Genomic DNA, 21,679 nt, shown 5'->3' on the forward strand with positions numbered 1-21,679 from the left:
GGTCCTATTCGAAGAAGCAGCTGACGGAGCCGGAGGGCCCGAAATCGGCGACGATGGTGTCGCCATGGCGGGCCTCGATCGGACGGATGAAGGAACCGGCGAGTACGATCTGCCCGGCTTCGATACGGTCCCCATAAATCGACAATCGATTGGCAAGCCAGGCGATGCCGCGCGCCGGATGGTTGAGCACGCCGGCGCCGAGTCCCGTCTCTTCCACCTCCGCATTGCGCGAGACGATCGCGCCCATCCAGCGCATGTCGATCGCGTCGGGCCGCATCTGCCTGCCGCCGAGAACGATGCCGGCATTGGCGGCATTGTCGGAAATGGTGTCGACGATGGTGCGTGCCTTTTTCGTTTCCGGATCCATCCGGAGAATACGGGTGTCGAGGATTTCGAGCGCCGGCGTCACATAGTCGGTGGCGTTCAGCACGTCGAAGACGGTGACGTTGGGACCGGCAAGCGGCGCCTTCATCACGAAGGCGATCTCGGCCTCGATGCGCGGCTGGATGAACCGGTTGCCCGGGATGCGCGCGCCGTCCTCGAACAGCATGTCGTCGAACAGAACGCCGGAATCGGGGATGTCGATGTTGAGCGCATATTGCATCGCCTTGGAGGTGAGGCCGATCTTCCAGCCGATCACCCGCCGTCCAGCAGCGATCTTCTGTTTCACCCAGGCGGCCTGCACCGCATAGGCGTCGTCCATGGTCATCTCAGGATGTTTGAGCGACAGCAGCGCGGTCTGAACGCGCTCGCGCTCGGCGGCGTCGAGTGCGGCTGCGGCCGCCTCGATCTGAGACTTGTCGAGCATGGATCAGGCCTCGTCGGCAATGGGGTTGATGAGCGTGCCGATGCCTTCGGCCTCGACCTCGACGATATCGCCCGGCTTCAGCCAGATCGGCGGATCGAAGCGGGCGCCAGCACCGGTCGGCGTTCCGGTGACGATGACGTCGCCCGGCACCAGCGTCGTAAAGGTCGAGACGTAGTTGATGATCTTGCGGAAGGAGAAAATCATCCGGCTGGTGCGGTCCTGCTGCCGCACTTCTCCGTTCACCCGTGTTTCGAGCCTGATATCGGCGAGCTGGGCCTCGTCAGTGAAAGGCACGAGCCAGGGGCCGATCGAGCCGGTGCGGTCGAAGTTCTTGCCCTGGGTGACGTTGAACTTGGCGTGGCGCACCCAGTCGCGGATCGTGCCTTCGTTGCAGAGTGAAAGCGCCGCGATGTGGTCCAGCGCCTTCGCCTCGGGAATCCGGCGGCCGCCCTTGCCGATGACAATGACGATCTCGCCTTCGTAGTCGAGCTGCGGGCTTTCAGGCGGGCGGATCAGCGGCTGCCCGTGGCCGGTAAACGAGCGCGGAAAACGGATGAACAGCGACGGGTTGGAAGGGGCTGCCTGGCCGTCCTTGTACTCTTCGTTGCGGTCGGGGAAATTGACGCCGACGCAGATGATCTTCTCGGGCGCCGGCACCGGGATTTCGTAGCGGATGTCGTCAAGCGAGATGTCTGCACTCAGCCCAGCCGTTTCGTCGGCAAGCCGGGCGAGGGCATCTGCCTCGATCACCTCGCGCAGCGTCGGAAAGGTCGATCCGTGCCGCCTCGTCAAGTCGATGATGCCGTTGCCGGAAACGAGGCCGTAGCCGCTCTTTCCACCGGCCGAAAAGCTCACAAAACGGGGATGGTTCATAGGGCGGCTTTCGTGCTTTTCTCGTGTTTACCCAGTGCGCCGGCAACTTCGGTGATGACCTCGAAGGCGGTTTCCGCATCCTCTTCCGTCATGTCGAATTGGCCGGCCTGGAAGCGGATCGCAACGCGACCATCGACATGGGTCTGCGTCAGGTAGATGCGGCCGTCGTCGTTGATCGCGTTGACCAGAGCAATGTTGTGAGCGTCCGCATCTCCAGCGGTGCGATGGCGGAACGAAAACAACGACAGCATCGGTGCCGTCACGATTTCGAAATCCTTGTGGTCGGCCAGCCGCTCCGCAAGCTGCTCGGACCAGCGCACATGGTTGCGGATCATCGTCTGCAGACCGTCGAGACCATGGAAACGCAGCAGGAACCAGAGTTTGAGCGCCCGGAAGCGCCGACCGAGCGGGATCGTCCATTCGGAATAGTTGATGATGCCGTCACGACCATGGGTCTTCAGGTATTCCGGCTGGATCGCCAGGGTTTTCACCAGATCATCCGGGCTGCGGATGAAATGCGCCGAGCAATCGAATTGTGCGCCCAGCCATTTGTGCGGATTGAAGACGACGGAGTCCGCCTTCTCGACGCCGGACCAGAGCTCGCGGAACTCTTCGCAGATCATCGCGGCACCGGCCCAGGCGGCGTCGACATGGACGTAGAGGCCATGGGCGTGCGCGACCCGCACCACCTCGGCGATGTCGTCGCAAGCACCCGTGCTCGTGCCGCCGGTGCAGGCAATCACGCCGGCCGGTAGCAGGCCCGCCGCCTTGTCCCTCAAGATGGCCGCTTCGAGTGCGCTGGGGTCCATCGCCCGCCGCGGCCCTTTTGCCGGGATGCGTACGAGGTTTTCCTCGCCGATGCCCGACACCCAGATCGCTCGGTCGATCGAGGTGTGGACCTGGTCGGAGGAGTAGATGCGAAGCTGCGGCTGACCGGCGAGACCCTTCTTGTTGCCCTGCCAGCCGAGCGCCTTCTCGCGCATGACCAGCACGGCCGAGAGCGTCGCCGAAGACGCGGAGTCCTGGATCACGCCGGAGAAGCCCTCCGGCAGGCCGATCGCCTGGCGCAGCCAGTCGAGGACTTTTGTTTCAAGCTCGGTCGCCGCCGGCGAGGTCTGCCAGAGCATGCACTGCGCCGCCATGGCGGTGACGAGATATTCGGCGACGACCGAGACAGGAGCGGCATTCGCCGGGAAATAGGCGAAGAAGCGCGGATGTTGCCAATGGGTCATGCCCGGCAGGATGATCTTCTCGAAATCGTCGAAGATCGCCTGCATATCCTCGCCCGTCCGCGGCGGCTGCGACGGTATCTGAGCGGCAATCGCACCCGGTGCAGTCTGGGCCCGCACCGGCCGGTCGCGTAGCGACGCCCGATAGTCGGCCCCCCATTGCGCTGCCTTCAGCGACCATTCGCCGAAACTCTTCTGGTCCATCTACTTCTCCCGTCGTTTGTGCCGCTGTACCCGATACGTCTTTCGCGTCAGGGCGCGACGATCGGTTGGGCCTTCAGGATCGAGTCCCGGATCTCGGCGCCGGCGAAGACGCTGCCTTCCTCGAACCAGGACTTCGGCGCCGGCGCGCCCCAGAGTGTCTGGCGCTGCGGGTCCTTCAGGTCCCATTTGATCGGTTCGAGATCGGGATCGACGGTCTGGTAGTCGGAGCAATAGATCTCGATGCGGTGGCCATCCGGGTCGCGCACATAGAGGAAGAAGGCGTTGGAAATGCCGTGGCGGCCGGGGCCGCGCTCGATGTTGGCAAGCCAACCGGAGGTCGACATCAGGTCGAGCAGGTCGATGATGTTGAGCGGCGTTGGCACCCAGAAGGCAGTGTGGTGCAGGCGCGGACCGCGGCCGTTGGTAAAGGCGATGTCGTGCACGCCGCCCTTGCGATGGGTCCAGGCGGCCCAGAGGCGTCCGGTTTCCTCGTCGGCGGTGTATTCCGTCACCCGGAAACCGATCTCGTTGTAGAAGGCGACCGCCTCGTCGACATTGGGCGAGAAGCAGTTGAAGTGGTCGATGCGCAACGGCTTCACGCCGCGGTAGAGCGCGTACTTCTGGTGGATCGGCGGCAGCCGGTCCATCTTCGAATAGAACTCGAGCGGAATGCCCTGCGGGTCACGGGTGCGGAAGGTGCGCGACTGGTAGGGGCGCTCGATCCACTCGACCGGCAAATCCTTCGCCTTGAAGAAATGCGCCGCCTTATCCAGATCCTCATCACCATAGACCTTGAAGCCGAGGTCGCGCGCTTCTGCGCTCGTCGCCTTCTTGAGGATGATGCAGTGATGCCCACGCTCCTCCATGGCCCTCAGATAGATCGTGTCCGCCGTCTCGTCGGTGACCTGCAGGCCGAGCACGTCGACATAGAAGGCGCGCGATTTGGCAAGATCGGTGACGGCGAGCTCGACGTGGCTCAGCCGCACGATGTTGAAGGGTGGGTAGAGGTTCGGTTTCGGCAAGGGCATTGATGTCTCCTCCAGAATGTTCTGCCAGCGCGCTCAGCCGCCGAGCTTGGCGATCGCATGCGCCGAGCTGGCAAAGGCGATGTTCTTGGTTTCCATGTAAAAGTCGAACGACCAGTCGCCACCGTCGCGGCCGATGCCCGAGCTCTTGACGCCGCCGAAGGGTGTCGGCAGGTGGCGCACGTTCTCCGAGTTCACCCAGATCATCCCGGCTTCGAGATGATCGGTAAAGCGGAAGGCGCGGGTGACGTCGGACGTCCAGAGATAGCCGGTCAGGCCGTATTGTACGTCGTTGGCAAGCGAAAGCGCCTCCGCCTCGTCCTTGAACGGGATTGCGGTCAGAACCGGCCCGAAGATCTCCTCCTGGGCGATGCGCATCCCGTTGTTGGCTCCGGTGAAGAGCGTTGGGCTGACGTAGCAGCCGCCACCCGGGCCAGCGAACTTCTCGCCACCGGCGGCAATGGTCGCACCTTCCTCGCGGCCGATGCGGATATAGTCGAGCACCTTCTTTTCGTGCACCGGATGGATGAGCGGGCCGACGACGGTTTCCGGATCGAGCGGATGGCCGACCTTGATGCGCTTCGCCTTTTCGGCGACGAGCGCGGTGAAGCGATCATAGATGCTGTCCTCGACCAGAAGGCGCGAGGACGAGGTGCAGCGCTCGCCGTTCAGCGAATAGATCATGAAGACGGCGGCGTCGGCAGCACGCTCCAGATCGGCATCCGCAAAGACGATCACAGGGTTCTTGCCGCCGAGTTCGAAATGGACGCGCTTCAGCGTTTCTGCACCCTGCTTCATGATCATCGAGCCGGTGCGGCTTTCGCCGACAAAGCCGATCGCCTTGATGGCGGGGTGCTCGGTGAGCGCCCGCCCGGCATCCTCGCCGAAGCCGTTGACGAGGTTCCATACACCCTTCGGCAGGCCGGCTTCCTCGGCGATCTCCACCAGCAGCCGTGCGGTCAGCGGTGAGAACTCCGCCGGCTTGTGCACGACCGTGCAGCCGGCGGCAAGCGCCGGGGCGATCTTCCAGGTCGACAGCATGAAGGGCGTGTTCCACGGCGTGATGATGCCGACCGGGCCGATCGGCACACGCGTCGTCATGTTGATCTGGTTGCCACCGCGCAGCACCTTGCCGTCACGCGCTTCCGGCGCGCGGTCAGCGAAGAAGCGGAAGTTTTCGGCACCGCGCAGCGCTGCCTTGGCCATGAATTTCATCGACTGTCCGGTGTCCATGCACTCGATGAAGGCGATCTCCTCGGCGCGCGCAACGATCGCGTCGGCAATCTTGTGCAGCAGCTTCTTGCGCGCCTCACCGGGCATCGCGGCCCAATCGGCGAAAGCGGCTTTCGCAGCCTTGGCCGCCCGGTCGATATCGGCGGCCTTGCCACGGGCGATCCTTGCGAGCGGCTTCAGGTCGACGGGCGAGATCGTTTCGAAGGTTTCGCCGTCAAGTGCCGGCACCGCCTCGCCGTTGATGTGGTTGAGCACGCCCTCGCTTTTGAAGCGGGCGAGGTAGCGTTCCGCCTTGGCGAGGTTTTCGTCGAGCTTGGACATGGTGTTCTCCGATGCTGGCGCTGGCTTTCGCCGCGCACTGCTGTGTTTCTGGGGGAGGGCCGCGCTCAGCCTTCGGCGGCGCGCAGCCGCGGGTGAATGGCGTTTTTCTTCCAGCTCAGATCTGGATCGATCTCACGGATCTCGAGGCTGAGGGCGAAATGCGGCGTGGCGAAGAGTTCCGAAAGCTCATTGCTCACGGCCTTGAAGATGGCGTCACCGGTCACCTTCTTCTCCGCTTCCGTGCGGCCACGGCCGATGCGGAAGGACAGGTCGATGAAGCCGTTCTCTGGCAAAAGGTCGGCGATTGCATAGTCGGCGCTGCGAATGGTGCGCACCCTGACGGCGCCGAGTTCGAAGAGGCCGGTGCCGAGGATGGTCGCGTGGATCGTGCGGCACAGCTTTGCAAAGTCGACACGGCCGTCGAGATTGCCGGAATATTCGATTGTCAGATGCGGCATCTTTCCTCCCGATGCGCCCTTATATATTTAACATGTTAACAAAATTGCCGACGGTGTCAAGCAACTTGCTTCCCGCAGCGCCAGCCAATTGCAGAACGAACGAAAATGTCCGATAGAACGCCCATGAGCCGCGACAAAAACCCTGATGACCTTGGCCACGACGCCCTCCTGCCGCACAACACGCGCCGGTCGCTGCCGATCGCGCTTTTGCGCGCCCGCGAAGCGGTCATGGCCCATTTCCGCCCAATGCTTGCGCGCCACGACATTACCGAGCAGCAATGGCGGGTCATCCGTATCCTTGCCGAGGCTGGAAGGGTCGACGCGTCGGAAATGGCCGACAAGGCCTTTATCCTGGCTCCGAGCCTGACCCGCATCATCCGCTCGCTCGAAGAGCGCGGCCTGATCTCCAAGCACAAGGATGCCGACGACGGCCGGCGCGTGCTCTTGGAGATTGCGCCCGAGGGCATGCGGGTGATCGCCGATGTCAGCCCCGAGAGCCGCGCGATCTATGAGCAGCTCGAAACCCGCTACGGCCGCGAGCGTGTCGAGGTTCTGCTCGATATGCTGGACGAGTTGGCGACCCTCAACGACTGATCGGTTCAGTTCCAAGGGCGTCATGCCAGCCCCAGTTCTCTTGCGAGCGCCAGTGCCTCGTCGGCGTAGCGCAGGACACGCTCGCGCGCACCCGGCAGTTCCGGTCGTGCGGCGAACCAGCCGATATAGGTGAGGCTGCGAAGCACGAGGAACAGCGGCAGGGCGGCAAGCGCTTCGTTCGTGAGCGCGCGCCGGCCGCGATAGCCGGATATCAGCGCCGCCTCGATCGCTTCATAGGCCGGCTCGCGTCGGTTCTTCAAAAGCGCGGTGGCAACGTCGAAAAGGCGAAAGCCGTAGCCCGCATCGTCGAAGTCGATAAGTTTCACCGCGGCTGCGTCGACCAGTACGTTCTCCCGAACAAGGTCCGCATGGATCAACCCAAAATCCTTAGCCGGAGTCGGCAACGTTGCGAGGCGTTGCTGCAGGTCACGGCGCAATGCCGAAAGTTGTGTCGCCTGTGCAGCGGACAAGCCCGCGCAATCCCAGAACCGGCCCCAGAGCGGGCGTTCTCCAATCAGGCCTTCTTTGTCCCAGGCCGCGCGCCAGAAGCCCGCAGGCGGTGTCCATCGATCGGCAAGATTGTGCATTTCGGCCATGGTGGCGCCGAGCGCCGAGAAAATTTCGACCTGCCTCTCGGGGGAATGCGACAGCGGCCTTCCGCTTTCGCCCAGCGGCTCCCCGTCCACCCAGGCGATGACGTCGGCATGCTGCGCAGCAAAGTCCTCCTCCGAGGGAAGGGTGACGAGCAGCCGTCCGTCCATCGCTGCGATCGGTCGCGGTACTGCAAGGCCGCCATCGCCGAGAGCCGCCATCCATTGCAGTTCCGAGCGGAGCGCCGCTTCGCCATGATACCCGGCACGATGCAGCCGCAGTGCGGCCGGGCGTCCATCGGCCAGATGGACCCGGAACACCGCATTCTCGCGGTACTTCAAAAGTTCCGGCTGCTGATCGGCGACGCCCCAATGGGCGAGCGCCTGACGCGCGCGGATGTCGAGTGCGTCGCGAAAGGTCTTGGGCAAGTCGGCCGACATCGGTTGCTCACAGGCCCGAAAGCACGTCGTCGAGCGTCGACAGCATGAAGTCGGCATTGTCGCGGGTAAATGGCATCGGCGGCCGGATTTTCGTGGTGCATTGGTGGATGCCGAGCTTGCCCATCAGCACGCCGCGTTCGCGCATGGCGTTCACCACCCTGGTCGCGAGCGTGCTGGCCGGAGCCTTCCCGGCGCGATCGGTGACGAGTTCGGCACCGAAGAACAGGCCGCTGCCCCTGATATCGCCGATCACGCCATGTTTTGCTGCAAGCCGGGTTAGGCCGGCCTTGGCATAGGCGCCGACATCGGCGGCGTTTGCGATCAGCTTCTCGTCCTCGATCACGTCGAGCACCGCCGTGGCCGCCGCACAGGAGACCGGGTTGCCTCCAAAGGTGTTGAAGTAGCGAAACGCCTTGCGGAAGGCGTTGAGCGCCTCGGTGCCTGCGACGACGCCGCCGATCGGGTGACCGTTGCCCATCGGCTTACCGAGCGTGACGACATCAGGGACGATGCCCGCCTTCTGGTGCCCCCACATGTGGCCGCCGGTGCGGCCGAAGCCGGGCTGGACTTCGTCGGCAATGACAATGCCGCCCGCCCTTCTGACGGCGGCGACGGCACCGTCGAGAAAACCCGTGGGCAATTCCGGAAAACCTTCATTGGCAAAAAAGGGATCGATGATCAGCGCCGAGAAGCCGTGCGGGCTTTGCTCAAGTGAGGCGATTGCCTCCTCGACCTTGGCGGTAAACGCCGCGGCAAATGCGGCACCCGGCTCGCCGCCGAGCGGCCGGTAGCTGTCCGGTGCCGGCACGTGGCGGACATGGCCGCCGAAGCCGCCGACCGGCGGCATGCGGGTCGAAAGCTGCGACACGGCCGCAGTATTGCCGTGATAGGTGTGGTCGGTGGCAATCACCCCGGTCCTGCCGGTCACGGCCTGGGCCATGCGCAGCGCCACGTCATTCGCCTCGCTGCCGGTGCAGGTGAGGATCGCCGTGTCGAGGCTTGTGTCGAAAGTGCCGGTCAGCCGCTCGACATAGTCGAGAATGCCCTCATGCAGATAACGCGTGTGGGTGTTGAGGGTCGAGGCCTGCCGGGCAATGGCTTCCGTCACCCGCGGGTGGCAATGGCCGACATGCGGCACGTTGTTGTAGCAGTCTAGATAGCGGCGGCCGTCGGCGTCGAAAAGCCAGACGCCCTCGCCGCGCATAAGATGCACCGGCTCTTCGTAGAACAGCGACATGTTGCGCCCGAGCAGCCGCTCGCGGCGCGCAATCAGTTCCGCGTTGTCGGCCATACCCTTATCCTCGTGCCGCGGTGAGGCCGGCGTCGAGCGCCGAGAGAATGCGGGCGACATCGCTTGCGGTGATGATCAGCGGCGGCGACAGGATGACATTGGCGCCGGAGGTGCGCACCATGACGCCGGCGTCATAGGTCACATCCTGAACCTTCTGGACGACGTCCTTCGCCGCGCCGGTCTTCTTCTCGCGGTCGGATACCAGTTCGAGCGCGCACATCAGCCCCTTGCCGCGCACGTCGCCGATCAGTTCGTGCCGGACTTTCAGCGCTTCCAGACCGGCGATCAGCTCGTCGCCGCGCGCCTTGGCGTTGGCGGCCACGTTCTGCTTGCGCGTTTCCTTCAAGGTTGCGAGCGCTGCCGCCGCACCGACCGGATGGCCGGAATAGGTGTAGCCATGGCCGATCGATCCCGCCGCCGTCTTGTTGCTTTCGAAAGCCTCGGCGATCTTGTCGGCGATCATGACAGCGCCGAAGGGATAGTAGCCGTTGGTAATCGCCTTGGCCGTCGACATGAAGTCCGGCTTCACCCCCCAAAGCCGCGAGCCGGTCCAGGCGCCGGTGCGGCCGAAGGCGGTGATCACCTCGTCGGCAATCAGCAGGATGCCGTGGCGGTCGCAGATCTCGCGCATCAGCGGCATGAAGGTTTCGTGCGGCACGATCACGCCGCCGGCGCCAAGCACCGGCTCCATGATCAGGGCAGCAATCGTATCGGCTCCCTGGAAGGCGATCTCGTCCTCGAACAGCAGCGCAATCCCCTTGGCGATGGCGGCGCCGTCTGTCGTGTCGAAGGGGTTGCGGTAGGTATAGGGCGCCGGCAGATGGTAGACACCCGGCAGCAGCGGCTCGTAGTTGCGGCGGAAATTGGCGTTGCCGTTGACGGAGGCGCCGCCGAAATGGGTGCCGTGATAGCCCTTCTTCAGCGCGACGAACTTGGTGCGTTCCGGCTGGCCGTTGAGCTTGTGGTACTGGCGGGCAAGGCGCAGGCAGGTCTCGACGGAGTCCGAACCGCCCGAGGTAAAGAAGGAGCGCGTTAGCCCATCCTCGCGGAACCATTCGGACAGCTCATAGGAAAGTTCGATCAGCGGCGAGTTGGTCGTGCCGCGGAAGGTCGAGTAATAGGGCAGGTCGTCGAGCTGGCGTCGGATCGCCTCCTTCACCGGTTCACAGGAGTAGCCGAGATTGACGTTCCAGAGACCGCCGACCGCATCGAGCACCTTCTTGCCGTGGATGTCGACGATCTCGACGCCTTCGCCGGCATTGATGATGCGCGGCGGTGTTGCCTGCATCTCGACCGGATGCGCCATTGGGTGCCAGAGGTGGCGGGCATTGTTCTCGATGAGGAAGTTGGTTTCGCGCATGGTCATGCTCCTGTCAGTTCAAGGCCGAGCATTTGAAGCGCTCGGGCATAGCTTTCGGCGGGCCGGGTGACGTCGAAATGGACGTGAGGCAGGCCGACGGCCTGCGCACCCTCGATATTCTTCAACTGGTCATCCACGAAGACGCAGGCTTCGCGCGGCAAATTGAGCTGGCTCAGCACCAGCTCGTAGGCGCGCGGGTCCGGTTTCAGGATGTTGGTGTAGGTGGCGTCGATGATCGTCTCGAAAAGCTCGATCAGGGGAAAACGCTCGCGGAACGCGACGCCATAGAAGAGGTCGAGTTCGTTGGAGAGGATTGCCAGCCGGATGCCGGCGCTGTGGGCGGCGAGGATCGCGTCACGCGCTTCGGGTCTGAGCACGAGTTCCGGCTCGGCACCGCGTGCCCGCTGGACAAGGGTCTTCATGTCGCTCCAGTCTTCGCCGAGCAATTGCCCGACCTCACGGGTGCGTGTCGTCCAGTAGTCCCGTTCTGTGATCTCGCGCCGCTGCATGGCGGTCCAGAGCGGATCGGTGGCGGGATCGAATGGACCGCGCCAGGTGAGCGTGCCCGGCTTGAGCCCGAGAGCGCGTTCGGTGATGTCGTGGGTCTCAAACAGCGTGCGGGTGACGACGCCGCCGAAATCGAGGATCAGTGCCTTGTCGCTCATGAAGCCGGGTATGGTGCTCGTCATGGGCGGCCCTCGGGCACGATGCCGCGCGCCACCCAGTCGTCGAAGATTTCAAGCGCCGCTTGCGAGAAAGCCGGTGCATTGATGTGGCTGTCGACTTCGTGCAGGGCGACGCCCGTCGGGATCTGGCGACGCATCTCGTCGACGAAGGCGTCGAGCGCGTCCGGTTCGTAGAGTGGCTCGTCCGGCTGATCCCATTCCTGGATGCCCTTGAGCGGCAGGATGAAGGCAACCTCGGCGCCAGTGCCGACGAGCTTGCCGCCGATGACGCGGGCGATTTCCCGCCGTCCTTCCGATGACGTGGTGACGGAACCGAGCAGCCGGTTATGGGCGTGGTAGGGGCGGTCGGCCAAGGTTTCCGGAACGGGCTGCCAGGCCGGCAGGTCGACCATGTCGACGGCGCCGGGGGCGACGATCTGTGGGATGCCGGCGCGGCCGGCATTCTCCAGCCGGTCGGGTCCTGACGTCACAACGGTGCCGTGGTGATGGTTGCTGACCTCCTGGATGCAGAAGTCGAAGACGGCGGTGAAGCCCTTCTGCGCGGCGATCGCCTCGAAGGCGCGTCCGCCCATGCCGGTCGCATGGAAGACCGCGACGTCATAGCCGCGGCGTTCGAGTTCAGGCTTCAGGTACTTCATGTATTTGAGGCAGCTGGATCCAAGCGAGGTCATGCCGATCAGCGGTCGCGAGCCGTCCGGCTTCGTGCCGAAGCGGGCGGCGCCGACGACCGCGCCGCAGGCCTGGGAGAGAACCGAGCGGCAGATGCCGTTAAGGCCGTAGAGACCACCGGCCCAGAGGATCATCATCAGGTCCGGGGCGATGCGTTCCGGCGGCAGCAAATGCGAATAAGCGATGGTCGAGACGATGAATTTCGGCACGCCGAGCGGCAGGGCGGCGGCGACGTCCAGCGCCAGATCCGTGCCCATCGAGCCGCCGAGAATGATGACGCCATCAGCCTGGCCGGCCTCGTGGAGCGAGCGGGTGAGGGCGGCAGCGCCCTCAGCCATCAGCGCCATGGCGCTGTGTTCGTCGCCGCTCGCCGCAATTGCTTCGATGGTAACGCCCGCGGCGTCGGCGATGTCATGGCGGGAATATTCGGGCTTATAGGGTGGGTCGCTAAGAATGCTGACATCCATCATAACGGGCAGTCCGCCGGCTTCGCGGATGACGGACGCCATGAACTGGAGTTCGTCGCATTTGGTGTCTCCGGTACCCACCACGAGGATGTTGGGGAGACGGTTCATTGCATTCATCAGCCGGCCCTCCTTGCCAGCGGATCGGCAGCAACCTGCTCCAATCCGAAAAGTCTTTCGGAAATACGCCGGGCCGTCGCCATCACGGCGCGTCCCATCTGCTCCACTGTCTCTTTTTCGGCCCGTGTCGCAGGCGCCGCGATAGCGATGGCGCCGACCGGTGGGCTCCCCGGTGCGCGGATCGGTGCGGCAACGCTGACGACGCCGGTTTCAAGGCTGTGATGGCAGATCGAGTAACCGCGACGGAGCGTCTCGCCCAAGGTCTGACGCAATGCCGCCGGGTCGGTCAGCGTGTGGTCCGTGAAGGCTTGAAGCGGCATCGACAAGGCCGTATCGATCTCCTTCTGCGGGCAGAAGGCCAGAAAGCCGAGGCCAGACGCGGTGGCGTGAAACGGCAGGATGCTGCCGACATCGACGATGACCCGGTGCGCCCTTTGCGAGTCTTCCACGTGGATGGTCGAGAGTCGTCCGGCCGCATGCTCCGAAAGATGGACCGTTTCTCCCGTCAGGTTTGCCAGTTCCCGGGCAAAGGGTGTCGCCACGCTCAGATAGGGGAAACGCGTCTCGCGGATGCGGGCAAGGCGCACGGGCGCGCCACCGAGGCGATAGCGTCGGGTTTCCGGATCCTGTTCGACAAACCCGTGTTTTTCCAGTTCGACGAGAAAGCGTCGGGTGGTTGCCTTGTCGAGCGCGCAATGCCTGGCGATGTCACTCAAGCCCGCCTCTTTCTCCAGGCGCGAGATCGTGTCGAGCAAAGTCAGGGCCTTACCGATGGTGCTCATCCATTCCTCCGTCGTTGAGCGCCGTCGCAAGTCATCCCGCCTGTTCCGTCATGGGGCGGTGCGTCCGCCCTCATTGTCTCTGGTCGAGATACTTAACATGCGAAATAACTTGACAGGACCGAACGCAATTTGCAAGTCTATATTTGAAGCTAAGGTTCACATATTGAACCGAAAGACTTGCGCGGCCAAGATAAAAAGCAAACCCCCGTGCCTCAGTCCGCTTCAGGGAGCGGCCGCTGGAGAGAAGGACCAGCGGCAACAAAGGCGTCATCGCCAACAAGGGGAGCTTAAGAACCATGGACAATTCATCAGCGCCCGTGACCGGCGCAAACCAGTTGCGCAAGAACGCCCTTGGCGTCGGCGCGGTCACCTTTCTTGTCGTATCCGCTGCCGCACCGCTGACCGCGGTCGCCGGCGGCGTTCCGCTATCGATGATGCTTGGAAACGGTGCCGGGATACCCGGCACCTTCCTGCTCGTCACGCTGATCCTGCTTCTGTTTTCTGTCGGCTATGTCGCCATGGCCCGGCACATCCGCAACGCCGGCGCCTTTTACGCCTACACGGCTCAAGGCCTCGGCGGGCTGATGGGCGGTGCTGCGGCGATGATCGCAATCCTCGCCTATAACGCCATGCAGATTGGTGTCTTCGGCCTGTTCGGCGCCGCAACGGCGGGGCTCTTCGCCGGCCTGGGGATTGACCTGCCCTGGTGGGTCTGGACCTTCATCGGCATCGCCGTCGTCGGCATCCTCGGTTATCGCCGCGTCGACCTCTCGGCCAAGGTGCTGACCGTACTCGTCATTCTCGAATACCTCGTCGTGCTGGTCATTGATGTCGCAATCCTCGCCAAGGGCGGTGACAGCGGCTTGAGTACCGTCTCGTTCACGCCCACGGCCATCCTCTCCGGCTCGCCGTCGATCGGCATCCTCTTCTGCTTTGCCGCCTTCATCGGTTTTGAGGCAACGACGATCTACAGCGAAGAGGCGCGCGAGCCTCACAAGACCGTGCCGCGCGCGACCTACATTTCGGTCCTCGTCATCGGCGTCTTCTACATGTTCACCTCGTGGCTGATGGTGAATGCCGCCGGTGCCGACAAGCTGGTGCCGGAACTGCAGGGCCTTGCTGATCCGACCACCTTCCTCTTCGGCCTCGCCGAGCGTTATGCCGGCGGCTGGCTGCCGCCGCTGATGAATGCGCTCTTCGTCACCAGCCTGTTTGCCGGCGTGCTGGCCTTCCACAATGGTGTTGCGCGCTATCTCTATGTCGCCGGCCGCGAGCGGCTGCTGCCGGCCTCGATCGGCGTCACCCACCCGGTCTATCACAGCCCGCATGTCGGCTCGCTGATCCAGACGGTGATCGCCGTGCTGGTCGTGGCACTCTTTGCCGCAACCGGTCAGGATCCGGTGCTGGCACTGTTTTCCTGGCTCACCAATGTCGGCACGCTCGCGGTCATGACGCTGATGGCCTTTACCGCCTTTGCGATCGTCGCCTTCTTCGGTCGCAATCCCGGTCTTGAACGCAACCCGCTGGTCACCAAGATCATTCCCGTCGTCACCGGGCTGATCCTTGTTGCCGTCATCATCGCGATCGCCGTCAACTTCGGTGACCTCGCCGGTGCAACCGGCATGCTTGCCGTGTTCCTGCCGGGGCTGGTCGTGATCTTCGGCGTTATCGGTCTGGCGCTTGCCGCATCCCTGAAGTCGGGCAACCCGCTCGAGTTCGCCCGCCTCGGCGCCGGCCAGGAGATCTGAACCAAGGCTTGCAGTCCTCGGAAGTGGAATTCCGGGAACTGCAGTATCTCCAAGAACCAGGGATGGCGGGATATCCGCCGTCCCCCCAAGCCAAACGGGATCGGACATCATGCAGGACAAGATCGATCAATTGCGGCACCTCCCCCTGGCAGCGCAGAAGCTGTTCATCGGCGGCCGCTGGCAGGAAAATCTGTCCGGCCAAACGCTCGATGTCGTCTCGCCGATCGATGGCAGCCATCTGACGACGATTGCCGACGCGGGTGCGGTCGATGTCGATGCCGCGGTCCGTGCGGCCCGCGCGGCCTTCGAAAAGGGAAGCTGGTCGAAGGCAGCACCGGCGGTGCGCAAAAAGGTTTTGACCCGCATTGCCGAAATCATCGAGGCGCAAGCGCTGGAGCTTGCCGTGCTCGGTGTGCGCGACAACGGCACCGAAATTTCGATGGCGCTGAAGGCCGAGCCGGGCAGTGCCGCCGGCACATTCCGCTACTATGCCGAGGCGCTCGACAAGGTCTATGGCGAGATTGCGCCGACGGCCGACAACATTCTCGGGCTCGTGCACCGTGAACCGATCGGCGTGGTCGCAGCGATCGTGCCCTGGAACTTCCCGCTGATGATCGGCGCATGGAAGATCGCGCCGGCGCTCGCGGCCGGAAACTCGGTGGTGCTGAAGCCCGCCGAAGGCGCTTCGCTCAGCCTGCTCAGGCTTGCCGAAATTTGTGCCGAGGCTGGTCTGCCGGAGGGTGTGTTGAACGTCGTCACCGGCCGGGGTGCCATAACAGGCGAGGCGATCGGACTGCACGGCGATATCGACGTTCTCGCCTTCACAGGCTCCGGCGGTGTCGGTCGCCGGCTGCTTGAATACTCGGCACGATCGAACCTGAAGCGCGTCTATCTCGAACTCGGCGGCAAGTCGCCCAACGTTGTTTTTGCCGATGCGCCCGATCTCGATCAGGCAGCGCGCATCTCGGCCTATGGCATCTTCCGCAATTCCGGCCAGGTGTGCGTCGCCGGCTCAAGACTGCTGGTCGAGCGCTCCATCCATGAAGCTTTCGCCGAGAAAGTCGCGGCGATCGCGGCGTCGATGAAAATCGGCGACCCGCTGCTTCTTGCGACCGAGGCGGGCGCGATTTCGAGCGAGGTCCAGCTTCGGAAAAACCTGGAGTTCGTTGGCGAAGCGGAGGCGGAAGGCGCGCAGCTTCGTTGGGGCGGTAAACGCATCCTCGAAGAAACCGGCGGTTTCTACATGCAGCCGACCGTCTTCGATGTCGAACCCGATATGAAGCTGGCGAAGGCAGAAGTCTTTGGCCCCGTTCTCGCCATCATTCCTTTCGACGACGAGGCGGAGGCGCTGAAGATCGCCAACGCGACCGATTATGGTTTGGCGTCGGCCGTCTGGACCGCAAACCTGTCGCGGGCGCACCGGATGGTTCGCGGCATCCGTGCCGGTGTCGTGCACGTCAACACCTATGGCGGCGCTGACAATACGGTGCCGCTCGGCGGCGTCAGGCAGTCCGGCAACGGCCATGACAAGTCGCTGCACGCGCTCGACAAATACACCGATCTGAAGACCGCCTGGATCCAGCTGTAGGATTGCGGAGCGATCTGATGTCGGGGCCGGGCGGACAACGGGCCACGTCCGGCTCCGTGAGAAAATTCACTCCATCGCGGTCCGCAACGACCGCATGATCTCCTCGGCAAACATGGACGCGGCAAGACCATGGCTGCGCTTCTCGCGCTGGACGAGGGAGAGCACGTTCTTGCCGAATGCCCGGTCGCGGATCTGCAGGTAGGTGAGCATGCCGTTGCGCTGTTCTTCGGTTATGTCGAACTTGCTGAGGAAGGCGATGCCATCGCCTGCAGCCGCAAGGCACTTCATTGCCTCGATGGAGTTGGTGAGATAGGTCGGCTCGACCTCGACGCCGGCCTGCGCAAAGGCGTCGGCGACGATGCCGTGGATCTGCATCGACCTGTCGGCAAAGATTAGCGGGTATGGCTGGCAAGAGGCCAGGGGCAGCGTTTCCATGCCGACAAGCGGGTGCTCCGGCGCCACCACGGCGCCGAGGCGGGTATCCATCTTCCAGAGAGTTTCGAGTTGCGGCGAGGCCGCCAGGTTGAAGGCGAAGCCGAGATCGGCCTCGCCATCGGAAACCGCCTGAACGATATCGCGGGCAAACATCACCCGGATTGTGATCTTGAGGCGCGGATGGCGGGCACCGAAGGTGGCGACAGCCTTGGGGACGATGCCGCCAGCAAGGCCGTTCATGGTGGCGATGATTACCTCGCCGCTCTGCAGCGCCTTGATGTCGCGGATCTCCGCCTCGACCTGGTTGTATTCCTTCATCGTGCGCCGCACATGCGCGACCAGGATTTCTCCAGCCGGCGTCAACCGCAGGCCGCGCGGTAGCCGCTCGAACAGCGGCTCGCCGATATCCTCCTCCAATTGCAGCACGTGCTTGTTGATGGCCGAGGCGGCGACGTTCAGCCGCTCGCTTGCGCCACGGATCGAGCCGCAACGCGCCACTTCGTCGATATAGCGCAGCACGCGCGAGTGCAGCATGAGGACCTCCTTGCCAAGCGTTCTCGAAAAGCGAACGATACGAGCAGAAAATACTGCTTTTCGGAAGCGGTGCAATGACCTCATATGGCCGGCGAGGGGCGCGGTCTCAGCGCTCGCGGGAGCTCGAACGACGGCCGGCGCGGCCGATCCGGATGCCTGTCCGCAGGCACCGAGCGAAATGAAAGTGGAGGATTGTTCGTGAACAACATTGAAGCTGCGCACTACGACACGGTGCGCGCCATCTTCGATATCCTGAACGGCGAGAAAGAAGCCGATCTGCTGCTGAAGAACCTGAACATCCTCGATGTTCACGGAGAGACCGTCTATCAGGGATCCATTCTCGTCTATGACAAGCGCATCATCGCATTGAACCCGGATGAGGCGGTTCTGAAGGTCAAGGACGTTTTCGACGGCCAGGGGCTCTATGCAATCCCCGGTCTGATCGACGCGCACATTCATTTCGAATCGCAGCTCGCCCATCCGACAGCACTCGCCGAGGCGATGGTGCCCTGCGGCACGACGACGATCTATGCCGAATGCCTGGATCTGCTCAGCGCCGCCGGCAAGGAAGGCGTCGAGGCGGCAGGGGCGCTGTTTAAGGATTACGATCAGCTTCCCTACAGGCTCTATGCCTTCGCGCCGGGCAAGAAGACGGCAGCAGCGGTGACGGAGGCCGTGCTCGAAATGGAGCCGGTGATCGGGCTCGGCGAGTTCGAACACTTCACCTACAGTTCCGGCAATGACGACGACTTTCGCAAGGCCGCCTGGGTTCGGGCCAAAGGCGGCTTCATGAATGGCCACTGGGGCGTCACCGCCCTTTCCGACATGATCCTCAACTACCTGCCGGCGATCGGCGTATCCAACAACCACGACGTCTGGAACGAGAAAGACATCGAAAAGAGCATCCGCTACGGCTTCCCGACGCATATCAAGTTCGGGGTCGGCAGCAGCGAGGTGATCAAGGTGCTCTTGCGCGCCATCGTCGACCGCAAATGGCCGACCGACAACTTCATGCTCTGCACCGACAACATCTCGATCGAGCGGCTGCTGACCATGGGTCACATGGACTGGATCATCTCGCTATGCGCCGAGATGGGCATCAATCCGATCCATGCGATCAAGATGGCGACCTACAACACGGCGCGCTCGTTCCACATGGAAGACAGGATCGGCTCGCTGACCCCCGGCCGCTTCGCCGACATCGTCCTCACCGACAGCCTGTCGCGCATCAATCCCCTCTACGTGTTCAAGGACGGCGAGCTCGTCGCCAAGGACCGCAAGCTGCTGAAAAACGCCGAGATCGACTATTCCGGCATGTGCAAGGACGGCGTCACCGGCCTTGCGGACCTGACGCCCGACCAGCTCGACATTGTTCCTCTGGAGGTATCGAAGGACGGCACACAGGCCAAGGTCTATCTGTTCGACGTCTACGGTCGCGGCCACGCCAAATTCTACCAGGAGATCTGGGTTCCGCTGCGGGATGGCAAGGTCGCCGCGGAACATGACGGCGCGAAACTGAGCCGGCTGTCGGTCGTGCAGCGTTATGCCGATGGCAAGCGTCACATCGTCAACGGCCTGTTCAAGGGCGTCTCCATCGAGCGCGGCGCGGTCGCCACCTTCTGGCCGGCGCCGAAGCCCTATTTCGTCGTCGTCGGCGAAGACAGCGCTGAAATGTGCCACTGCCTGAAGCGCGTGGACAGCTATGCCGGTGCCTGCATCGTCACCGAAGGCAAGGTCGACAAGGCGGTCATGCCGCTCGAGATCTACGGCGTCATGGCCAACATGACGGTGAAGGAACTGACGGCGAGCGCCGGCGCGATCGACGCAGCACTCGAGGCGCTCGGCAACCGCAACGAAGGCGAGCCGGTGGTCAACAAGCTGCTCAGCCTGTTCATCTCGTTGCATCGGTTCCGCTTCATGGCCTAGAGCCGGTCCGGAGATAGCCGACGGGTGTTAACGTGCCCGTCGGCTCGGAAGTGGCTTTGTCGCCGCCACCATGGGCGGAGATGCCAGAACGTTCAAAAACTCATCGCTGAGGGGGCGATGATCAGGCGGGCGAGAGGAGCCCGCATGAATTCAAGGGAGGAAAACAATGGAACACAATGCGGCGGAAGCCGAGATCGTCGATACCGGCAGCCTGACGCGGCGCTGGATCATGTATGTCGTCGGCATCTATGTGCTGACCTTCGGCGTCAGCCTGGCGATTAGGGCCGGCATCGGCATCTCGCCCCAGAGCAGCCTGACCAGAACCATGACGCTGGTCTACCCGCCGTTCAGCCAGGGCACCTACAACTTCATGCTTGAACTGATCATGTTGTTCCTGACCTATCTGGTGCTGCCGAAGGACTTCAAGCTGAAGAACTTCGCCTCGCTGATCCCGGCCTTCGTGCTGGCGGTGTTCCTCGATTTCAATCTTGGTATCACCGAGTTCATTAAACTCGACGCCTATCCGCTTCGGGTGGCATTGCTGGTCTTCGCCGATGCGGCGCTCGCCTTCGGTCTGTTCCTGATGATCCGCGCCAATTTGGTGCTGATGCCGATCGACATGTTCGTCAACACCATCTTCAAGCGCACCGGCTGGAAGTGGGGCAACATCAAGACCGGTTTCGATTGTACGCTGCTTGTGCTTTCGGCCTGCATCGGCTTGGCTTTCCTCGCCGAGGTCAAGTTCATTCGCGAAGGCACGATCCTGAACGCCATCCTCGTCGGGCAATACATCAAGCTCTATTTCTTCCTGTTCAGGAAGATGCAGGCCCGCAAGGCATCGACCTCGCCGAAGGGGCTGGAAGCTGCCGCGGAGTAGCGCCTTGTTGTGTGATCGAGGAGGGCGGCCGAGCCGGCGGCCCTCCTTCGTGCTTTCTGGATTACCAGCAACACAGCCGGCACCAGCCGGCAAATGATCATCTATCCGAAAGCGAGTTCGAGGTTCTGCCGGTCGCGTGCGACCACCTGGCATCTGGTCTCGAAACCATCGCCGGCGACAACCAGCACGAGTTCCGGCGGAATGCCGGCTGCGTTTGACACCGTCACCGCGGCGCCATCGGCGCCAAGAGACCGGATCGTACAGTCGACGCTTGAATGACGGTCGTTGTAGAGGATGGTGCCGGCCTTCAGCACACGTTGCCTTGGGCCCACGTGATAACGGGTGTCGAGGCTGCTCCAATCGACACAGCGGTTTCTTCCAGCCGCCTTGGCGAGGTACATCGCCGCGTCGGCCTGAGCGAGTATTGTCCCGCTGTCCCTGCCCGTGATCGACAGCGCCGATGTTCCGAAGCTCGCTGTGACTGTAAGCTGGCCAAATTCGCCATGCACCGTTTGGGCTGCAATCGCCGCCCTCAGTTTTTCTGCTACGGCCTGTGCTCTTTTCGCATCGACATGCGGTAGCATCACGGCAAATTCCTCGCCGCCGAGCCGCCCGACCAGGTCGCTGGCCCGAAGACTGGCCTGGCACGTGGAGGCGACGGCCTTCAGCACCTCGTCGCCTGCCGCATGCCCGTGCGTATCATTGACCCGTTTGAAATGGTCGACGTCAAGGACGATGCACGAAAGGTCATGCCCGTGGCGCACGGCGAGTGAAATCAGCTTGTCGGCCTCCTCCCGGAATGCGCGCCGCGTAAGCGTTCCGGTAAGACCGTCCGTTGCGGCCGAGTGCAGCAGTTCCATACGATCCATCGCCACGCCGGCCAGTTCCATGAGGATCGCGAGATCGCTTTCCGCGAAATGCCGTGGTTTGCGGTCGATCGCGCATACGGTTCCGACCGTGTGCCCGTCCCGCGTATTGAGCGGAACGCCGGCGTAGAACCGGATATGCTCCGCACCCGTGACCGCAGGATGGCTCGAGAAGCGCCGGTCTTTCGTGGTGTCGTGCACGATAAGAGGTTCCTCCGACGCGACAACATATCGGCAGAAACTGCCCTCACGAGGGACTTCGTCAAAAGGGAGCCCAGAGCAGGCCTTGTACCATTGCCTATGCGCGTCGATCAGAGAGACGATGCCGATATCGATGGCGAAGACCTGCTTGATCAGACGCACGACACGATCGATGCCCTCACCCCTCGGTGTATCGAGGATATCGAGCTGTTCGAGGGCGACCAGGCGGTCGAATTCCCTGCCTCTCGCATCCGTTGTCGGTCGTCCGGTCGGCTCAGCAACCACCATTCCGTTTTCCTTTCTCGTTCCGCGCCAAGCAAATAGACGCGTTTTGCAAAAAAGCAAAAGGTGCTGGT

General features: G+C 63.1%; 19 protein-coding genes. 5 read left to right on the plus strand and 14 right to left on the minus strand.

What is annotated here, in order from left to right:
• Positions 1-4: 4 nt before the first annotated feature.
• The 6 genes from hpaH to MKZ91_RS03225 all read right to left on the minus strand — a co-directional run bounded on the left by hpaH (position 5) and on the right by MKZ91_RS03225 (position 6,151).
• A complete protein-coding gene (gene hpaH, locus MKZ91_RS03200; RefSeq protein ID WP_336167916.1) occupies positions 5-808 on the minus strand; it encodes a 2-oxo-hept-4-ene-1,7-dioate hydratase in 804 nt (267 codons plus the stop codon).
• A gap of 3 nt (positions 809-811) precedes the next feature.
• Positions 812-1,681: a fumarylacetoacetate hydrolase family protein gene (locus MKZ91_RS03205; RefSeq protein WP_336167918.1), complete on the minus strand. Its 870-nt coding sequence runs from the start codon at positions 1,679-1,681 to the stop codon at positions 812-814.
• Positions 1,678-3,114 (minus strand): pyridoxal phosphate-dependent decarboxylase family protein, encoded by a 1,437-nt coding sequence (locus MKZ91_RS03210; RefSeq protein WP_336167920.1) that lies wholly within the window; start codon positions 3,112-3,114, stop codon positions 1,678-1,680. Before MKZ91_RS03210 ends, MKZ91_RS03205 begins: the two co-directional genes overlap by 4 nt.
• A gap of 47 nt (positions 3,115-3,161) precedes the next feature.
• Positions 3,162-4,142 (minus strand): 3,4-dihydroxyphenylacetate 2,3-dioxygenase, encoded by a 981-nt coding sequence (gene hpaD, locus MKZ91_RS03215; protein WP_336167922.1) that lies wholly within the window; start codon positions 4,140-4,142, stop codon positions 3,162-3,164.
• A gap of 33 nt (positions 4,143-4,175) precedes the next feature.
• Positions 4,176-5,693 (minus strand): 5-carboxymethyl-2-hydroxymuconate semialdehyde dehydrogenase, encoded by a 1,518-nt coding sequence (gene hpaE / locus MKZ91_RS03220; protein WP_336167924.1) that lies wholly within the window; start codon positions 5,691-5,693, stop codon positions 4,176-4,178.
• 65 nt (positions 5,694-5,758) lie between these two features.
• Positions 5,759-6,151, minus strand: a complete 393-nt coding sequence (locus tag MKZ91_RS03225) for a 5-carboxymethyl-2-hydroxymuconate Delta-isomerase (protein WP_336167926.1) — start codon at positions 6,149-6,151, stop codon at positions 5,759-5,761.
• A 123-nt stretch (positions 6,152-6,274) separates the two neighbouring features.
• Between MKZ91_RS03225 and hpaR the strand changes: the two genes are divergently transcribed.
• Positions 6,275-6,745 (plus strand): homoprotocatechuate degradation operon regulator HpaR, encoded by a 471-nt coding sequence (hpaR, locus tag MKZ91_RS03230; protein ID WP_336167928.1) that lies wholly within the window; start codon positions 6,275-6,277, stop codon positions 6,743-6,745.
• Positions 6,746-6,765: 20 nt separating this feature from the next.
• Here hpaR and MKZ91_RS03235 read toward each other — a convergent pair whose 3' ends face one another.
• From MKZ91_RS03235 to MKZ91_RS03260, 6 genes are read right to left on the minus strand one after another with little or no spacing between them, the layout of a single operon-like run.
• Positions 6,766-7,776 carry a homoserine kinase gene (locus MKZ91_RS03235; protein WP_336167930.1) on the minus strand — a complete coding sequence of 337 codons (1,011 nt, stop codon included), beginning with the start codon at positions 7,774-7,776 and terminating at the stop codon, positions 6,766-6,768.
• A 7-nt stretch (positions 7,777-7,783) separates the two neighbouring features.
• Positions 7,784-9,067: an aspartate aminotransferase family protein gene (locus MKZ91_RS03240; protein WP_336167932.1), complete on the minus strand. Its 1,284-nt coding sequence runs from the start codon at positions 9,065-9,067 to the stop codon at positions 7,784-7,786.
• A gap of 4 nt (positions 9,068-9,071) precedes the next feature.
• Positions 9,072-10,427, minus strand: coding sequence for an aspartate aminotransferase family protein (locus tag MKZ91_RS03245; RefSeq protein ID WP_336167934.1), 1,356 nt, complete (start codon positions 10,425-10,427; stop codon positions 9,072-9,074).
• Between the two features lie 2 nt (positions 10,428-10,429).
• Positions 10,430-11,092 carry an HAD family hydrolase gene (locus MKZ91_RS03250; RefSeq protein ID WP_336168579.1) on the minus strand — a complete coding sequence of 221 codons (663 nt, stop codon included), beginning with the start codon at positions 11,090-11,092 and terminating at the stop codon, positions 10,430-10,432.
• Positions 11,093-11,112: 20 nt separating this feature from the next.
• On the minus strand, positions 11,113-12,366 hold the full coding sequence (locus MKZ91_RS03255; RefSeq protein WP_336167936.1) for a Tm-1-like ATP-binding domain-containing protein: 1,254 nt from the start codon (positions 12,364-12,366) through the stop codon (positions 11,113-11,115).
• Positions 12,366-13,148, minus strand: coding sequence for an IclR family transcriptional regulator (locus MKZ91_RS03260; protein ID WP_336167938.1), 783 nt, complete (start codon positions 13,146-13,148; stop codon positions 12,366-12,368). Before MKZ91_RS03260 ends, MKZ91_RS03255 begins: the two co-directional genes overlap by 1 nt.
• Positions 13,149-13,444: 296 nt before the next feature.
• On the opposite strand from MKZ91_RS03260, the gene MKZ91_RS03265 reads away from it, so the two are divergent.
• Together MKZ91_RS03265 and MKZ91_RS03270 are read left to right on the plus strand one after the other, a co-directional pair.
• On the plus strand, positions 13,445-14,896 hold the full coding sequence (locus MKZ91_RS03265) for an APC family permease (protein ID WP_336167940.1): 1,452 nt from the start codon (positions 13,445-13,447) through the stop codon (positions 14,894-14,896).
• Positions 14,897-15,005: 109 nt separating this feature from the next.
• On the plus strand, positions 15,006-16,484 hold the full coding sequence (locus MKZ91_RS03270) for an aldehyde dehydrogenase (protein WP_336167942.1): 1,479 nt from the start codon (positions 15,006-15,008) through the stop codon (positions 16,482-16,484).
• 66 nt (positions 16,485-16,550) lie between these two features.
• Here the strand turns inward: MKZ91_RS03270 and MKZ91_RS03275 are convergent, their stop codons facing one another.
• Positions 16,551-17,453, minus strand: a complete 903-nt coding sequence (locus MKZ91_RS03275) for a LysR family transcriptional regulator (RefSeq protein WP_336167944.1) — start codon at positions 17,451-17,453, stop codon at positions 16,551-16,553.
• Between the two features lie 198 nt (positions 17,454-17,651).
• Here MKZ91_RS03275 and MKZ91_RS03280 point away from each other — a divergent pair, with 198 nt between their 5' ends.
• Positions 17,652-19,379: an amidohydrolase family protein gene (locus MKZ91_RS03280; protein WP_336167946.1), complete on the plus strand. Its 1,728-nt coding sequence runs from the start codon at positions 17,652-17,654 to the stop codon at positions 19,377-19,379.
• 166 nt (positions 19,380-19,545) lie between these two features.
• On the plus strand, positions 19,546-20,256 hold the full coding sequence (locus MKZ91_RS03285; RefSeq protein ID WP_336167948.1) for a YczE/YyaS/YitT family protein: 711 nt from the start codon (positions 19,546-19,548) through the stop codon (positions 20,254-20,256).
• A gap of 101 nt (positions 20,257-20,357) precedes the next feature.
• Here MKZ91_RS03285 and MKZ91_RS03290 read toward each other — a convergent pair whose 3' ends face one another.
• Positions 20,358-21,611, minus strand: a complete 1,254-nt coding sequence (locus tag MKZ91_RS03290; protein WP_336167950.1) for a sensor domain-containing diguanylate cyclase — start codon at positions 21,609-21,611, stop codon at positions 20,358-20,360.
• Between the last annotated feature and the right edge of the window lie 68 nt (positions 21,612-21,679).

This window comes from Ensifer sp. MJa1 (genome assembly GCF_037026475.1).
GTDB lineage: Bacteria > Pseudomonadota > Alphaproteobacteria > Rhizobiales > Rhizobiaceae > Ensifer.

What these genes read in the sequence shown, in the direction of transcription:
- hpaH (WP_336167916.1), bottom strand. Translation starts at nt 808, where the DNA reads ATGCTCGACAAGTCTCAGATCGAGGCGGCCGCAGCCGCACTCGACGCC.
- MKZ91_RS03205 (WP_336167918.1), bottom strand. Translation starts at nt 1,681, where the DNA reads ATGAACCATCCCCGTTTTGTGAGCTTTTCGGCCGGTGGAAAGAGCGGC.
- MKZ91_RS03210 (WP_336167920.1), bottom strand. Translation starts at nt 3,114, where the DNA reads ATGGACCAGAAGAGTTTCGGCGAATGGTCGCTGAAGGCAGCGCAATGG.
- hpaD (WP_336167922.1), bottom strand. Translation starts at nt 4,142, where the DNA reads ATGCCCTTGCCGAAACCGAACCTCTACCCACCCTTCAACATCGTGCGG.
- hpaE (WP_336167924.1), bottom strand. Translation starts at nt 5,693, where the DNA reads ATGTCCAAGCTCGACGAAAACCTCGCCAAGGCGGAACGCTACCTCGCC.
- MKZ91_RS03225 (WP_336167926.1), bottom strand. Translation starts at nt 6,151, where the DNA reads ATGCCGCATCTGACAATCGAATATTCCGGCAATCTCGACGGCCGTGTC.
- hpaR (WP_336167928.1), top strand. Translation starts at nt 6,275, where the DNA reads ATGAGCCGCGACAAAAACCCTGATGACCTTGGCCACGACGCCCTCCTG.
- MKZ91_RS03235 (WP_336167930.1), bottom strand. Translation starts at nt 7,776, where the DNA reads ATGTCGGCCGACTTGCCCAAGACCTTTCGCGACGCACTCGACATCCGC.
- MKZ91_RS03240 (WP_336167932.1), bottom strand. Translation starts at nt 9,067, where the DNA reads ATGGCCGACAACGCGGAACTGATTGCGCGCCGCGAGCGGCTGCTCGGG.
- MKZ91_RS03245 (WP_336167934.1), bottom strand. Translation starts at nt 10,427, where the DNA reads ATGCGCGAAACCAACTTCCTCATCGAGAACAATGCCCGCCACCTCTGG.
- MKZ91_RS03250 (WP_336168579.1), bottom strand. Translation starts at nt 11,092, where the DNA reads ATGAGCGACAAGGCACTGATCCTCGATTTCGGCGGCGTCGTCACCCGC.
- MKZ91_RS03255 (WP_336167936.1), bottom strand. Translation starts at nt 12,366, where the DNA reads ATGAATGCAATGAACCGTCTCCCCAACATCCTCGTGGTGGGTACCGGA.
- MKZ91_RS03260 (WP_336167938.1), bottom strand. Translation starts at nt 13,148, where the DNA reads ATGAGCACCATCGGTAAGGCCCTGACTTTGCTCGACACGATCTCGCGC.
- MKZ91_RS03265 (WP_336167940.1), top strand. Translation starts at nt 13,445, where the DNA reads ATGGACAATTCATCAGCGCCCGTGACCGGCGCAAACCAGTTGCGCAAG.
- MKZ91_RS03270 (WP_336167942.1), top strand. Translation starts at nt 15,006, where the DNA reads ATGCAGGACAAGATCGATCAATTGCGGCACCTCCCCCTGGCAGCGCAG.
- MKZ91_RS03275 (WP_336167944.1), bottom strand. Translation starts at nt 17,453, where the DNA reads ATGCTGCACTCGCGCGTGCTGCGCTATATCGACGAAGTGGCGCGTTGC.
- MKZ91_RS03285 (WP_336167948.1), top strand. Translation starts at nt 19,546, where the DNA reads ATGGAACACAATGCGGCGGAAGCCGAGATCGTCGATACCGGCAGCCTG.
- MKZ91_RS03290 (WP_336167950.1), bottom strand. Translation starts at nt 21,611, where the DNA reads ATGGTGGTTGCTGAGCCGACCGGACGACCGACAACGGATGCGAGAGGC.